We start from the raw sequence: 14,422 nt of genomic DNA, 5'->3' as shown, positions 1-14,422 counted from the left end.
AGCATAGCATCATAAATCACTTCGTATTTGCAGCAAAGTGTTGCTTAACGACGGCGTAAAACTCCGGTAAATTTCAATTCAATAAGCGAAGGAGCAAATTTGCCCCTTCGCTTCACTTGTTTTGAAAGAAAAATCCATGTCCGACGCTCATGTGAAAAAATCTTCTGCGCAGGCCAAACCACTCTACCTGAATTTCGGCTTTCAGGTATTGACCGCAATGGTTATCGGTCTGCTGCTCGGCCTCATCGCCCGCAATATGGGGCCTGATATTAACGGCAATGCCAACTGGTTGTCTGTCACGCTGCAAACGATCGGTTCGATCTTCGTGCAGATGCTGCGTGCGCTTGTACCTCCGCTGGTATTCACCGCAATTGTAGCTTCCATTGCCAATCTGGCCGCGCTTAACAATGCCGCCAAGCTGGTCTGGCAGACTCTGCTATGGTTTGCGATTACATCCTTTATCGCCGTGCTGATCGGTATTGCACTCGGCCTGATTATTCAGCCGGGCATTGGTTCCGGCGTGCTGGCAGAAGCCGCCAAGGCACCTGCCTCTTCCGGTTCATGGCTCGACTTCCTCAAAGGCTTAGTGCCTGCGAATATGCTCGGCCTTGAAGCCAGCACCAAGCTGGGCAAAGATGCCGCCACGACTTCGCTGAACTTCAACGTATTGCAAATTCTCGTTGTTGCCATCGCCTTTGGTGTAGCCGCGCTGAAAGCCGGTGATGCTGCGAAGCCATTCCTTGCCTTTAACCAGTCTTTGCTGGTGGTGGTACGTAAAATTCTGTGGTGGGTTATCCGCCTCACCCCGCTCGGCACTATCGGTCTGCTTGGTCGCGCAGTTGCCCAATATGGTTGGGAAACACTGGTTCAGCTCAGCTGGTATGCCGCTGCCGTCTATATCGGTCTGGCAATCGTATTGTTCGTGGTCTATCCGGTCATCCTGCTGATGCATGGCCTGAAACCATCGCGCTTCTTTGCCGGCGCATGGCCTGCAATTCAGCTGGCTTTCGTGTCCCGCTCATCCGTTGGCACCCTGCCGGTGACAGAAGCTGTGACCGAACGCAATCTCGGCGTGCCACGCGAATATGCAGCCTTTGCTGTACCGCTCGGTGCCACGACTAAAATGGACGGTTGTGCCGCTATTTATCCGGCAATCTCGGCTATCTTTATCGCGCAGTATTTCGGTCTGCCGCTCGGGCCTCAGGAATATGTGTTGATCGCCTTTGTCTCGGTGCTGGGTTCCGCAGCCACAGCCGGTCTGACCGGCGCGGTGGTCATGCTCACCCTCACCCTCTCCACCCTCGGCCTGCCGCTTGAAGGCGTTGGTCTGCTACTGGCGATTGACCCGATTCTTGATATGGGTCGCACCGCGGTCAATGTTGCCGGTCAGGCACTGGTACCGGCAGTTGTAGCCAAGCGTGAAGGTATTCTTGATGAGGCTGTCTATAACAGCGAAAAGAACATCGATGATATCGATCCGTCACATCTGACAGCACAAGGCGTTGCAGCTTAAAACCAAAAACATCAAACAAAAAAGCCGGAGTTTCCCTCCGGCTTTTTTATTACGCGGTTATCAGGCCGCTCCCGTTGCCACATCATAAATCAGCTTCAGGTTCAGGAAGATCACGATCAGCGCCACCAGCCATGCACTGGCTGTCAGCCATAGAGGCGAGCGCAAAGCCCCCATCTTCTTTCGGTCTGACGTGAACATAATCAGCGGTACAATCGCAAAAGGCAGTTGCAGGCTCAACACAACCTGACTGAGGATCAGCAAATTAGCTGTCCCTTTATTCCCGTACAGCATCGTCACTATAATCGCCGGTATAATTGCCAGTCCGCGCGTTATCATCCGCCTGACCCATGGGCGAATACGGAAATTGATGAAGCCTTCCATCACGATCTGACCAGCCAGTGTTGCCGTCACCGTCGAGTTCAGCCCCGCACAGAGCAAGGCCACGCCAAACAGGATTGGTGCAAGTGTACTGCCAAGCAGCGGCGCGATCAGCGCTTCGGCCTGTTCAATCTCCACCACATCCGTGCGGCCAACCTTGTGAAAAGTCGCAGCAGCCAGAATAAGAATAGAGGCATTGACGGCCAGCGCCAGCATCAGCGCAATGGTAGAATCCCATGTGGAATAAGTAATCGCCTCGCGTTTTTCCTCTAGGTTGCTGCCATATTTACGCGTCTGCACAATGCCGGAATGCAGATAAAGATTATGCGGCATCACGGTTGCCCCCATAATACCCAGTGACAGATAGAGCATTTCCGGATTGGTTATGATTTCGGTCGTCGGTGCGAAACCGCGGATGACTGCGCCCCATTCCGGATCGGCCAGCACAATCTGCATTAGAAAACACACTGCAATAATGCCGAGCAAAACCAGAACATAGGCCTCAATCCAGCGAAAACCCTTGCTCTGCATATAGAGCACAACAAAGACATCCAAAGCTGTGAGCAAAACACCAATTTCAAGCGGCATACCGAACAGCAGATTAAGGGCAATCGCCGTACCGATCACCTCCGCAAGGTCAGTGGCACAAATCGCAATTTCTGCACCAATCCACAGGAACCACGACATTGCCGGTGAATAAGCATCGCGGCAAGCCTGCGCCAGATCACGCCCTGTCGCCACGGCCAGTCGGGTACACAGTGATTGCAGCACGATCGCCATAATATTAGAAACCAGCGCCACAACCAGCAGCGTATAGCCGAATTTTGAACCACCGGCGATGGATGTCGCCCAGTTACCAGGATCCATATAGCCCACGGCCACCAGATAACCGGGGCCTGTAAAGGCCATCAGTTTTCTCCAGCGGCTACCATGGCTCGGAACCGCAATTGATCCGTTCACCTCGGCCAGCGATTTCGCTACGGCCTGCTGTCGCCAGCCTCCGGATTTCTCCGCACGTTCTGCTAAAATAAACTCATCTGTTTTCATAAAAATATCTTTGTCGCAATAGTTGATAATGCAATTCATTTGCAACTAGGCGCTTGATTTTAATTTCCGTCAAGTGAAAATTCTGGCCACGCAGAGCGCAACCTCACCTTAAGTCTGGATCAATCTAAAGCATTTCCAGCAAAAGTGCGAAGCGGTTTTGCGTCGGATAATGCGTAAAAACAAATAGTTACAGCGGTTCCAACGGTTCACTCCTAACTGGAACCGCTGTAACGTAAGATTATGCTCTGGTTTTAAAGGTCGCTCTAAAGCAGGCATAAAAAATGCCGGTCAGAACCGGCATTTTCTCATAAACATATTATTGGGGCTTGCCCTTTTCCCACATCACATCACCGCGATAGAGCGGTACAGTAGAGAGGGATGTTTTGGCAGAACCATCCTGCACCTGTGAGGCATGTGCCAGATAAACCAGCGTATTATTTTTCTGATCATAGACACGGGTAATCACCAGTTTCTTCCAGATCAGACTGGTGCGCTCGGAAAATACCCGCTCACCACCCTTGCCTAATTTAATATCCCCGATGGTAATGGGTCCTGTCTGCTCACAGGAAATCGAAGCATTGGACGGGTCTTCAAACCAATTGCCTTTTTGCAAGCGATCAATCATCCCGCGCGAGAATGAGGCCAGATGACAGGTCACGCCCTGCACTTTCGGATCAGGCACAGCATCAATCACAATATCATTGCCAAGCCAGTCAACGCCGACTTTTCCGACCTCTTCAGCTTGCACACTGCCTGCTAGAGCAGACAAGACCAGACCAGTACCCAGAGCAGCGACAGTCAGAAAGCGTTTCATCAACATCTCCTGTTTTCGGGATCAGAAACAAAGTGCAAGTCTAAATATAAGCGCCTTATACGTCCTCTGCCAGTGGCAGCCACTTATCCAGAAACGCATTGATTTCCATGGTCTGTATATCCGGCAGCGCTTTGTAAATCAGTTCCACCGGCCAATCCCACCACACACTTTGCAACAAACGCTCAACCGTCTTTTCATCAAAACGCGGGCGTATAGTTTTCGCAGGCACACCTGCAACAATCATATAAGGCGGCACGTCTTTCGAAACCACGGCATTTGCACCGATCACCGCACCTGTGCCAACGCTCACGCCGGGCAAAATCACCGCACCATGACCGATCCACACATCATTCCCAATCGTCACCCGTCGGGAAGAGCGATGCGCGCGGTAATCCATATCCACACCGATATTGCGGAAATATTCATTCGGCCGATAGGTCATTTTATGCATGATCAGGCGCTGCATCGGATGCTCAAGCGCATTAATCCGCACATTCGAAGCGATAGAGCAGAAATGCCCGATCTCGGCATAAATTCCCTCACCGTTACGCTCCAGATAAGTAAAATTGCCGATCTGCACGTCGCGCAGGATCACGCGCTCGCCGACTTCAGTATATTTACCGAGTTTAACCGATTTCAGCTGTGAGCTTGGATGAATTTTCGGCTGCGCATCGCGTGAGAACTCCAAAACATCTCCGGTCATAGCACTTCATTCCTGCACATATTTAATTTCAAAATTTTCTGAAATTTCATTAAAGATGAAAAAACCACTCAGACAGCCTTTGCCAAACAGATCAGTCCGCGTTATAACATGATTATGACGACCGCTGACAGACAGGCCGACAGGCAAGACAACAGAAAATTGCTCTGGATTACCGGAACAGTGCTGATCTGCGCACTGATTGCAGGTGCTTTGTTTGCTGGCTGGATGAATTACAGCGACACCATATTCATGACCATGCTGATGGATGGTGTTTCATGGTGCTTCTGAGGAACTAATCTATGCGCAAATATCTTCCCGTTCTGGTGCTGTTCGTGGCCGCTTTTACCATCGGCATTGTCGGCTTTCAGGCCTATCGCGACAAACAAATGGCTTCCGGTGAAGAAAGTGCCTATGGCGGCGCATTTAAGCTGGTTGCTATGAATGGCAAGGAAATCACCGACCAGTCACTGCGCGGCAATCCTTCTGCGGTCTTCTTCGGCTACACCCATTGTCCGGTTGTTTGCCCCACCACCCTGTTCGACCTTGACAGCTGGCTGAAACAGCTCGGCCCTGAGGGTGAGGCCATTCGCGGCTACATGGTTACGGTTGATCCGGAGCGCGACACACCGGAATATATTCAGAAATACATTACCAATGTTTCTGACCGCATTACCGGCATTACCGGCGATCCGAAAGACATCGCCACCATGCTGAAAGCCTATAATATTTATTCCAAGAAAGTCGATGAAGATGGTGAGAATTACACCATGGATCACACAGCATCCATTCTGCTTCTCGACAAAAACGGCCGTCTGCGTTCAACCATCGCTTATGGCGAACCGGCTGAAACTGCAATTTCCAAGCTGAAACGTCTGGCAGCAGGATAAACAGGTATTATAAACACTCCCAATCAAACCCGCTTCGTGATAAGCGGGTTTTTTTATAACTCCAATTCAGAGAACCGACATGGCACAGTACCGCTTATACCTTACACGGGACAAAGATCAGGCTGAGCAGATTTTTGATCTGCTGGAACCGGTATTTGAAGAAGACGGTATGCCGCTTGCCAATACTGAAATTGATGAAGACAAGCAGATTTATGAAATCTCGCTCTATACGGAAGACAAAGCCGGTGCCGATTCTGCTCTGCCGCGCATGGCGGCTTGTTTAGGCCTGTCACCGCAGGATATCGGCGTCGAAGAGCTGCCTGATATTGACTGGGTGCTACACTCCCTTGAAGGCTTGAAGCCGGTGCGCGCCGGTCGCTTCTTCGTTCATGGTTCCCATGACCGCGACAAGTTGCAAGACGGCGATATCGGCATTGAAATTGATGCAGGTCTTGCTTTTGGTACCGGTCATCACGGCACCACCGCCAGCTGCCTTGAAATGATCGAAGAGGTGGTAGCACTTGAAGAGCCGAAGAATGTGCTCGACCTCGGCACCGGCAGCGCGGTTCTCGCCATTGCAGTTGCTAAATTACGCGATATTCCAGTTCTGGCTACTGATATTGACCCTGTTGCAGTCGAGGTTGCACAGGAAAATGTGGTCAAGAATGGCGCCGATAAATGGGTTTCCACCCTCACTGCCACCGGCTTTGATGATCCGGCAATGCAGGCACGCGCTCCTTTTGACCTGATCGTTGCTAATATCCTCGCCAATCCGCTGATTGAACTGGCAAATGAGATGCGCACCCATGTGAAAGATAATGGTTCGCTGATCCTTTCCGGCATTCTGGAAACGCAGCGCGACAGTGTTCTTGCGGCTTATGAAGCAGCAGGCATTGAACATCACAAAACTATTTACAAAGAAAGCTGGGTTGCTCTTCACCTCAAGCCAAAGCTCTGATTATAATCAGACTTCGAGGGAAATTTTCAGGACCAGAATCTCATGTTTCAGAACTTTGAAGTCAGCAGCAATCCGGCAACCGGTGCGCCGCGTGTAGCCAAATTGCGCGAGGAATTAAACCGCCTGCAACTGGATGGTTTTCTTGTACCACGTGCCGATGAGCATCAGGGCGAATATGTTCCGCTCCGTGCGCAGCGCCTTGGCTGGCTGACAGGCTTCACCGGCACAGCCGGTGCGGCATTGATCCTTCGAGCCAAAGCCTATGTGTTTGTTGACGGGCGCTATGTATTACAAGTGCGCACGCAAACCGATCCGGCCGTGTTTGAGATTGAAAGTCTGGTCGACAATCCTCCGGCCACATGGCTGGAGAAGAACGGCAAAGGTCTGGTCATCGGCTTTGATCCTTGGCTGCACACACTGGCAGAAACCCGCGCTCTGAAAGCTGCCTTGGAAGCGCAGGGCGGCAAGCTCGTGCCTGTGCAGGATAATCTGGTGGATCTGATCTGGACTGACCAGCCTGCCGCACCATTAGAGCCGGTGACTATTCAGCCGCTGCAATATGCCGGTCAGGAACCACGTGCCAAACTGAACATTTTGAGCGAAGCAGTTGAGAAAAGCGACGCCGGTGCCACAATTCTCACTGACCCTGCTTCCATCGCCTGGGTTTTTAACATCCGTGGCCGTGATGTCAGCAATACACCATTGCCTTTGAGCTTCGCGCTGATTGCAGCCAATGGCGAGCATATTCTGTTTATTGATAAGCGTAAGCTGCCGATTGAAACAGAAGCCTATCTCACCCAATTGACTAAGATCGTTGCGCCCAATCTGATGGAAAGCACACTGGCGCAGCTGGCTGGTGAAGGCGTCAGTTTCATGCTGGATCCGGCATTGACGGCGGAAAAACTGCGCATGATTATCGCACAGGCCAATGGCACAGTGATTGAAGGTACTGATCCTGCCCGCCTGCCCCGCGCGATGAAAAACAAAGCCGAGCTTGATGGCTCCCGTGCAGCGCATGAGCGTGACGGCGTGGCAATGGTCAAGTTCTTCTCATGGCTCGCCGAGCAACCTGCCGGTAGCGTGGATGAAATTAGTGCCGCACAGCAGCTTGAGACAAGCCGCCGTACTGTTGGTGAAATGTTCCAGAAGCCGCTGGAAGACCTGTCTTTCGACAGTATTTCCGGTGCAGGTCCTGACGGCGCGATTATTCATTATCGCGTCAATACCGATACCAACCGCAAACTCAATGATGGTGAGCTTTATCTGATTGATTCCGGCGCTCAGTATCGCGACGGCACCACGGACATCACCCGTACCGTAGCGATTGGTGAAGTCTCTGCTTTTGAGAAAAAGACTTTCACGCTGGTGCTGAAGGGCGTTATCGCTCTGTCTCGCCTGCGCTTCCCTGTCGGAACACGTGGTCAGGATATTGACGCCTTCGCCCGCGCTGCCCTGTGGCAATATGGCTATGACTATGCACACGGCACCGGTCACGGCGTTGGCTCCTATCTTGCCGTGCATGAAGGGCCGCAGAGCATTTCCAAGCGTGGTGCGCAGGAACTCAAAACCGGCATGATCCTGTCCAATGAACCTGGTTATTATCGTCCGGGTGAATTCGGCATCCGCATTGAAAATCTGATTGTCATTAAAGAGCCTGAAGCAATTGATGGCGGTGATATCGCTATGCACAGCTTTGAAACTTTGACCTTCTGTCCGATTGATCGCCGTCTCATTGAGGTTTCACTGCTCAATGCAGATGAGCTGACATGGCTCAATGATTATCATGCGCAGACGCGCGACAAGCTGCTGCCGCATTGCTCGGAAGCTGAAAAGAGCTGGCTGATTGCAGCGACTGAAGCGCTCTAAACCATCTAAACCTAAACAAAGAAAAACCGGCGAAATCGCCGGTTTTTTATTATCAACTTCACGCCATTTTAGAACGGCATATATTGGCGCAGCAGCACAATCAGCACACCGCCAAAAATACACAGCGGGATAATACCAATACGAAATGCCGCTAAGGTGCAGATCACCATCGTCACGAACTCTTTCCAGCCTGCATTGAATGCGGCCGGTGCAACAAGCGTGGTCAGCACTGCCGCAGGAACGGCATTGAGACCAGCCTCCACACGATAATGTACACGCGCGAATTGCGAGAGAATAAGATGCCCGCCGATACGGGTGATATAAGTCAGCACAGCAGCGCCAAAAATAATCCAGACAGTTGAAGTCATTGCGCCTGCTCCTTGCCAGCCTTCATAGGCTCATCATCCAGCGTAATCACGGTTTCACGCCCTGTAAGCGGCTTGGCAATCACAACAGCCATGATAATCCCGCCGAGCGCACCGATGGTGACATGCCACGGAGAACCTATCCAGAAATAAGCCGCAACAGATGTCACGGAGCTTGCCCCAACAATCGGGAACCAGTTGGTACGGGAGCGAAAGCCCATTACCAGTCCGAGGAAGTAAATCGGCAGCAGCATATCAAGGCCGATTGATTTCGGATCACCAATCAACCCGCCAAAAGTAGCGCCGATATAGGCCTCCACCACCCATGACAGATAAAGCGGAATCGCCAGCCCCATATACCAGACAAAGGTAATCGGCTTCTTCTGCTCTGCCTGTTTTTCACTTTCCGCATATTGAACATCGGTCAGGAAAAAGAATGCTACAATCTGCTGTAACGGCGTGAAATGCTTAATCAGCCTTCCGGTGCCTGCGGAATAAAGCACATGGCGGAAATTCACCGCGAAAATCGACAGCAGGATCATCCATGGCGCAACATGCTTGCCAAACAGCTCCATGCCCACCAGCTGGCTGGCACCGGCAAATAATGCCGCACTCATCCACACGGATTCACTGACATTCAGGCCGTTATCGACGGCAACCACGCCAAACAAAATGCCAAAAGGTGCGACCGCGGCCATAACAGGCCCGCCGCGTTTTGCGCCATCCCAGAATTGCGCAAGTTTACCTGTCTGCACATCAGACAGGCTTTTCGGATTACATCCATCCATCATCATTACCAGTATTTTTTAAAACGCGTTGTTAAAGACCGCGTTCACAATCGAGGAATGGACTAAACCAGAAAAACATTTTCCGTTCCCCCTCTGGTTATGAATAGGCTGATGCATAAAACCAATCAAGTGCAGGGCAGACACACCTGCCCTGCCTTATCAGATAATACGTTGTTTAATTTAATCCGCACCAACAAGCGTAAACCACGCATCTTCATCAATGACTTCAATGCCCAGTTCCGCAGCTTTTGCCAATTTTGAGCCTGCACCGGGGCCAGCGACCACCAGATCTGTCTTTTTTGATACAGAACCTGCTGTTTTTGCGCCATAGCGCTCAGCCATAGCCTTAGCTTCATCGCGCGACATGCGCACCAGTGATCCGGTGAAAACAATCGTTTTGCCCGCAACCGGCGAGCCACTCACAACTTCGTGAACTTCATCCAGCGGCGTCACTTCTGCGAGCAAGGCACTCAACACCTCGGTGTTATGCGGTTCCTGATAGAAGTCCACAATTGCCTCGGCAACAATCGTGCCAACACCTTCCACATCCGTCAGTTCGCGCCAGGCATCATTGCCCTTATCGCTCTTTTCCTGCGGCACTAAAGCGGCTTGTGCCACCTCTGCCAGCTTCTGATATGAGCCGAAAGCGCGTGCCAGTTTCTTGGCATTGACCTCGCCAACATGGCGGATACCAAGACCGAACAGAAAACGACTCAACGCAATTTCGCGCCGCTCATTGATCGCCGCATAGAGCTTACGCACGGAAGTTGTACCGAAACCTTCGATATTTTCGAGCTTTTTCAGCGGTGATGCAACTTGGCGTTTTTCCAGCGTAAAAATATCAGCGGGCGTGCGGATTTTTAAGCTCTCATCCTCAGCATTGAAGAAAAATTCAACCTGCTTTTCGCCCAAGCCTTCAATGTCAAAAGCATTCCGTGATACGAAATGGCGAATGCGCTCCACCGCCTGCGCCGCGCAAATCAGCCCACCTGTGCAACGGCGCACCGCCTCACCTTCTTCACGCACCGTATGGCTGCCGCAGACAGGGCACAAACGCGGGAATTCATAAGCCACGCTCTCAGCAGGTCGTTTATCGGCAACAATATCCACGATCTGCGGGATCACATCGCCCGCACGCTGGATAATCACAGTATCGCCGACACGGATATCACGCCCTTCACGTAAGACATTGCCCTTCTGATCAAATCCGCGAATATAATCTTCATTATGCAGCGTGGCATTGGTCACCACCACGCCACCAACCGTAATCGGCTCCAGACGTGCAACCGGAGTCAAAGCACCGGTACGGCCGACCTGAATATCGATGCCTTTGAGAATAGTGAAAGCACGTTCTGCCGGAAATTTATGTGCAATTGCCCAACGCGGGCTGCGCGAGATAAAACCAAGGCGCTGCTGGAGCGCCAGATCGTCAATTTTATAGACCACGCCGTCAATATCATAGCCGAGCGTGGCACGCTGTTCTTCAATTGCATGATAATGGGCTACCAGTTCCGGCACGCTCTCAAAACGGCGCATCAGCGGATTAATGGTAAAGCCATAGGATTTGAACTTCTCCACCATGCCCATTTGTGTAGAAGCAGGCATTTCGCTCACCTCCCCCCATGCATAGGCGAAAAAGCGTAACACACGACTGGCGGTAATTTTGCTATCCAGCTGACGCAACGAACCCGCCGCCGCATTGCGCGGATTGGCAAAAACCGGTTTGCCGTCTTTTTCCTGCTTTTCATTGAGCGCTGCAAAGTCCGCATGGCTCATATAGACTTCGCCACGCACTTCCAGCACATCCGGCGCAGCGCCGTTCAAAACCTGCGGTATATCAGCAATGGTGCGAGCATTATTGGTGACATTCTCACCCACTGAGCCATCGCCCCGTGTTGCAGCACTGACCAGCCGCCCCTGTTCATAACGCAATGAGAGCGACAAACCGTCAATCTTCGGTTCTGCAGTAATGCCGAGCGGACTACCCGGAAAGAGTTTGAGGAAACGATAAATACGCCCGACAAACTCACCGACATCCTCATCGCTGAAAGCATTATCCAGCGACAGCATCGGTACCTTATGGGTGATTTTGGAGAATTTCTCGGAAACTGCCGCACCGACTTTCAGCGACGGCGAATCTTCGCGGATCAACTGCGGAAAGCGTTGTTCAATCGCCTGATTGCGGCGGCGCAGCGCATCATATTCCGCATCGGAGATAACCGGTGCATCCTGCGTATTATAAAGGAAATCATGTTCAGCAATGGTTTTGGCCAGCCGCTCAAGCTCAATTGCGGCCTGCTCTACGCTCAGTTGTTCAACGCTGATTTCACTCATATTCAACCCGTCTCCGTTTACAGATTGAATATAACACAGTCGGATAAAATCAAACGCTCAAGACTGAATTTTATACAGTCAAAGCGCCGTTTTCCCGTAGCAAACGCTCAGCAGCAGCACGGGCTTCATCGGTCACACTGGCACCGGCGAGCATACGGGCGATTTCTTCCTGCCGCTCTTCGACTTCCATCGTGCGGATCGAGGTGCGCATCTGCTCACTCTCCCCTTGCGCTTTGGCGATCAGGAAATGTGTTGTCGCACGCGCAGCAACCTGTGGCGCGTGCGTTACAGAAAGCACCTGCACATTGGAAGAAAGCCGTGCCAGACGCTGGCCAATCGCATCAGCCACTGCACCGCCCACACCGGTATCAATTTCATCGAATACCAGAGTTGGCGCTGAACCGCGATCAGCAAGCGCCACTTTAAGTGCCAACAAGAAGCGGGACAATTCACCGCCCGAGGCCACTTTCATCATTGGGCCTGCGCGTGTTCCCGGATTGGTTCGCACCCAATATTCAACAACATCAATACCTTCAGCACTGCGGTTTTCCGCATCTGTCTCAATATTGACGATGAACTCCGCACGCTCCAGCTTCAGAGCAGGCAATTCCTGCATCACAGCCTGCGTCAGTGACTGCGCAATTTTTGTACGCTCTGCTGACAGAGCTGCAGCTGCCGTATCGTAAATTACGCGATTTTCCTGCGCCTGCGCTTCCAGCTGCTCCAGCTTTTCCGCACCGGCATCAAGATCGAGCAAATCGGCATCCATCTTGTCGCGCAATGCAGATAAGTTAGCCACCGGCACAGAGAATTTACGCGAGGCTGCGCGCAGCGCAAACAAGCGCTCTTCAACAGTTTCCAGCACACGCGGATCAAAATCAATTTCGCGCATTGCCGTATCAATACCGCTCTGCGCATCGCCAAGACGATCCAGTGCTTCATCAATCGCTTTAATCACCGGCTCCAGCAAATGCGGCGCTTCCGGCATTTTACGCTCAAGACGACGCACCAGTGCAGCCAATGTCGGCACCGGCGATTCATGGCCGGACAGCAGGTCATTCGCTTCACTGACATCCGTCGCAATTTTCTCGGACTTCATCATGATAGAGCGCTTTTCAGCCAGCTCATCTTCTTCGTCCATTTGCGGATTTAGCTTTGAAAGTTCGTCAGCGGATGCACGCAGATAATCTGCCTCACGCGCAGCGGCTTCCACCTTTGCACGATGCTTAACTAATGCACTCTCACTGTCACGCCACTGCTTATACAAGCGACGCAGTCGCAAGGTCTGGCTATCCAGCCCGCCGAACGCATCCAGCAGCGTGCGGTGCAAATCCGTATCAATCAGCGCACGGTCATCATGCTGGCCATGAATTTCCACCAGATGACGGCCAAGCTCACGCAGCAAACCAACGCTTGCAGCCTGATCGTTGATGAAAACCTTTGAGCGACCGTCACTATTCTGCACACGGCGCAGAATAATATCGCCGTCATCATTGATTTCATTATCTTTGAGAAAATTACGAGCCGGATGATTAACGTCCACATCAAACACCGCCGTCACCTGCCCCTGCCCCGCACCATGACGCACGAGTGAAGCATCGCCTCTGGCGCCGAGCGCCAGAGACAGACTATCCAGCAGAATAGATTTACCCGCACCGGTTTCACCGGTGAGTACAGACAATCCTTTTTGAAACTCGATATCGAGTTTCTCAATCAGGACAATATCGCGGATCGACAGTTGCGCTAGCATGGCTGCCTTTATTTACAAGTTAAGCGCCGCCAGTGATAAGCGCGGAAGCTTTGGAAAGCCAAGAACCTGTGTTTTCGCGCGGCTCAAGACCACCGCCCTGCAACAATTTATAGGAATCTTTATACCAAGGACTGTCCGGGAAGTTCTTACCCAGAACTGCCGCAGCAGTCTGTGCTTCCGAAACCAGACCAAGTGCATAATAGGCTTCGGTCAAACGAGCCAGCGCTTCTTCCACCTGACGGGTGTTGGAATATTCCTCAACCACATTGCGGAAACGCTTGATCGCACCCAGATATTCCTTGCGCTCAAGGTAATAACGGCCAACCTGCATATCCTTACCGGCGAGCTGGTCGCGGGCAAAGCGGATTTTGGTTTTAGCGTCTTCAACATATTCGGATTTCGGGAAACGATCGACCACTTCCTGCATCGCGGAAATTGCACGACGGCTTGCCGCCTGATCGCGCGTTACATCCGGAATCTGACGGAAATAGCTCAGACCGATAATATAATAGGCATAAGCCGATTCATCCGAAGTCGGGTAAAGCGTGTTGTAACGCTTGGCCATCGAGATCGCTTCTTCATAATTACCTTTGCGGTAATTGGTGAAAGCGGCCATCACCAGCGATTTACGGGCATATTCTGTATATGGATGCTGGCGATCAACGGCGGCGAATTTTTTTGATGCTTCATCAAGACGGCCTGCTTCAAGATTAGCAAGACCTTCATTGTAAAGCTTATCCGCCGGATCAATGCTCTCAACATATTTGGACAGGTCAATGTCTTTGTCGCCGGACGCACAACCTGCAAGTGCCATTGTCAGCATGACAGCGCCAGATGCAAATGCCAGCTTTGTCATTTTACGAATTTGAGAACCCTCAGCACCAACAAGATTGGCTGCATTATCTGGGAATTTAGAAATCGTCATGCTGTCTCCGGTGTTTCGGCAACACAAATCATGGGCAAATCATTCCTGTGTCAGAGGGTTCATAAACCATAGCTGAGAACAATCGGCAATGTTA

The 14,422-nt window shown here is 51.6% G+C and carries 13 protein-coding genes; 5 read left to right on the top strand and 8 right to left on the bottom strand.

Annotated features, from left to right (window positions below; all coding sequences use genetic code 11):
• The first annotated feature begins 136 nt into the window (after positions 1–136).
• Entirely contained in the window at positions 137–1,513 is a 1,377-nt protein-coding gene (locus QUF18_RS08735; protein ID WP_289386663.1) for a dicarboxylate/amino acid:cation symporter, read from the top strand.
• Positions 1,514–1,573: 60 nt separating this feature from the next.
• Here the strand turns inward: QUF18_RS08735 and QUF18_RS08730 are convergent, their stop codons facing one another.
• The 3 genes from QUF18_RS08730 to QUF18_RS08720 form a co-directional block, all read right to left on the bottom strand.
• Positions 1,574–2,938 carry an Nramp family divalent metal transporter gene (locus tag QUF18_RS08730; protein WP_289386662.1) on the bottom strand — a complete coding sequence of 455 codons (1,365 nt, stop codon included), beginning with the start codon at positions 2,936–2,938 and terminating at the stop codon, positions 1,574–1,576.
• Between the two features lie 316 nt (positions 2,939–3,254).
• A complete protein-coding gene (locus tag QUF18_RS08725) occupies positions 3,255–3,752 on the bottom strand; it encodes a CreA family protein (RefSeq protein WP_289386661.1) in 498 nt (165 codons plus the stop codon).
• A gap of 55 nt (positions 3,753–3,807) precedes the next feature.
• Positions 3,808–4,455: a DapH/DapD/GlmU-related protein gene (locus QUF18_RS08720; protein ID WP_289386660.1), complete on the bottom strand. Its 648-nt coding sequence runs from the start codon at positions 4,453–4,455 to the stop codon at positions 3,808–3,810.
• A gap of 108 nt (positions 4,456–4,563) precedes the next feature.
• Between QUF18_RS08720 and QUF18_RS08715 the strand changes: the two genes are divergently transcribed.
• The 4 genes from QUF18_RS08715 to QUF18_RS08700 all read left to right on the top strand — a co-directional run bounded on the left by QUF18_RS08715 (position 4,564) and on the right by QUF18_RS08700 (position 8,166).
• A complete protein-coding gene (locus tag QUF18_RS08715; protein ID WP_289386659.1) occupies positions 4,564–4,743 on the top strand; it encodes a hypothetical protein in 180 nt (59 codons plus the stop codon).
• An 11-nt stretch (positions 4,744–4,754) separates the two neighbouring features.
• Positions 4,755–5,342 (top strand): SCO family protein, encoded by a 588-nt coding sequence (locus tag QUF18_RS08710; RefSeq protein WP_289386658.1) that lies wholly within the window; start codon positions 4,755–4,757, stop codon positions 5,340–5,342.
• A gap of 79 nt (positions 5,343–5,421) precedes the next feature.
• Positions 5,422–6,300: a 50S ribosomal protein L11 methyltransferase gene (locus QUF18_RS08705; RefSeq protein WP_289386657.1), complete on the top strand. Its 879-nt coding sequence runs from the start codon at positions 5,422–5,424 to the stop codon at positions 6,298–6,300.
• Positions 6,301–6,342: 42 nt separating this feature from the next.
• Positions 6,343–8,166: an aminopeptidase P family protein gene (locus QUF18_RS08700; protein WP_289386656.1), complete on the top strand. Its 1,824-nt coding sequence runs from the start codon at positions 6,343–6,345 to the stop codon at positions 8,164–8,166.
• A gap of 68 nt (positions 8,167–8,234) precedes the next feature.
• Here QUF18_RS08700 and QUF18_RS08695 read toward each other — a convergent pair whose 3' ends face one another.
• The 5 genes from QUF18_RS08695 to QUF18_RS08675 form a co-directional block, all read right to left on the bottom strand.
• Entirely contained in the window at positions 8,235–8,534 is a 300-nt protein-coding gene (locus QUF18_RS08695) for an AzlD family protein (RefSeq protein ID WP_289386655.1), read from the bottom strand.
• A complete protein-coding gene (locus QUF18_RS08690; RefSeq protein ID WP_289386808.1) occupies positions 8,531–9,322 on the bottom strand; it encodes an AzlC family ABC transporter permease in 792 nt (263 codons plus the stop codon). Before QUF18_RS08690 ends, QUF18_RS08695 begins: the two co-directional genes overlap by 4 nt.
• 177 nt (positions 9,323–9,499) lie before the next feature.
• Positions 9,500–11,653 (bottom strand): NAD-dependent DNA ligase LigA, encoded by a 2,154-nt coding sequence (gene ligA / locus QUF18_RS08685; RefSeq protein ID WP_289386654.1) that lies wholly within the window; start codon positions 11,651–11,653, stop codon positions 9,500–9,502.
• A gap of 70 nt (positions 11,654–11,723) precedes the next feature.
• Positions 11,724–13,403: a DNA repair protein RecN gene (recN, locus tag QUF18_RS08680; RefSeq protein WP_289386653.1), complete on the bottom strand. Its 1,680-nt coding sequence runs from the start codon at positions 13,401–13,403 to the stop codon at positions 11,724–11,726.
• Between the two features lie 19 nt (positions 13,404–13,422).
• On the bottom strand, positions 13,423–14,259 hold the full coding sequence (locus QUF18_RS08675) for an outer membrane protein assembly factor BamD (protein ID WP_289386807.1): 837 nt from the start codon (positions 14,257–14,259) through the stop codon (positions 13,423–13,425).
• Positions 14,260–14,422 lie beyond the last annotated feature (163 nt).

Source organism: Pseudochrobactrum kiredjianiae (genome assembly GCF_030362795.1).
Taxonomy (GTDB): domain Bacteria; phylum Pseudomonadota; class Alphaproteobacteria; order Rhizobiales; family Rhizobiaceae; genus Pseudochrobactrum; species Pseudochrobactrum kiredjianiae.
Note: the sequence above shows the minus strand (reverse complement) of the source record. Positions and strands in the feature narration are given on the sequence as shown.

Coding starts and splice junctions, on each gene's coding strand:
- QUF18_RS08730 (WP_289386662.1), bottom strand. CDS start 2,938: ATGAAAACAGATGAGTTTATTTTAGCAGAACGTGCGGAGAAATCCGGA.
- ligA (WP_289386654.1), bottom strand. CDS start 11,653: ATGAGTGAAATCAGCGTTGAACAACTGAGCGTAGAGCAGGCCGCAATT.
- recN (WP_289386653.1), bottom strand. CDS start 13,403: ATGCTAGCGCAACTGTCGATCCGCGATATTGTCCTGATTGAGAAACTC.
- QUF18_RS08695 (WP_289386655.1), bottom strand. CDS start 8,534: ATGACTTCAACTGTCTGGATTATTTTTGGCGCTGCTGTGCTGACTTAT.
- QUF18_RS08705 (WP_289386657.1), top strand. CDS start 5,422: ATGGCACAGTACCGCTTATACCTTACACGGGACAAAGATCAGGCTGAG.
- QUF18_RS08715 (WP_289386659.1), top strand. CDS start 4,564: ATGATTATGACGACCGCTGACAGACAGGCCGACAGGCAAGACAACAGA.
- QUF18_RS08735 (WP_289386663.1), top strand. CDS start 137: ATGTCCGACGCTCATGTGAAAAAATCTTCTGCGCAGGCCAAACCACTC.
- QUF18_RS08690 (WP_289386808.1), bottom strand. CDS start 9,322: ATGATGGATGGATGTAATCCGAAAAGCCTGTCTGATGTGCAGACAGGT.
- QUF18_RS08720 (WP_289386660.1), bottom strand. CDS start 4,455: ATGACCGGAGATGTTTTGGAGTTCTCACGCGATGCGCAGCCGAAAATT.
- QUF18_RS08710 (WP_289386658.1), top strand. CDS start 4,755: ATGCGCAAATATCTTCCCGTTCTGGTGCTGTTCGTGGCCGCTTTTACC.
- QUF18_RS08725 (WP_289386661.1), bottom strand. CDS start 3,752: ATGAAACGCTTTCTGACTGTCGCTGCTCTGGGTACTGGTCTGGTCTTG.
- QUF18_RS08675 (WP_289386807.1), bottom strand. CDS start 14,259: ATGACAAAGCTGGCATTTGCATCTGGCGCTGTCATGCTGACAATGGCA.
- QUF18_RS08700 (WP_289386656.1), top strand. CDS start 6,343: ATGTTTCAGAACTTTGAAGTCAGCAGCAATCCGGCAACCGGTGCGCCG.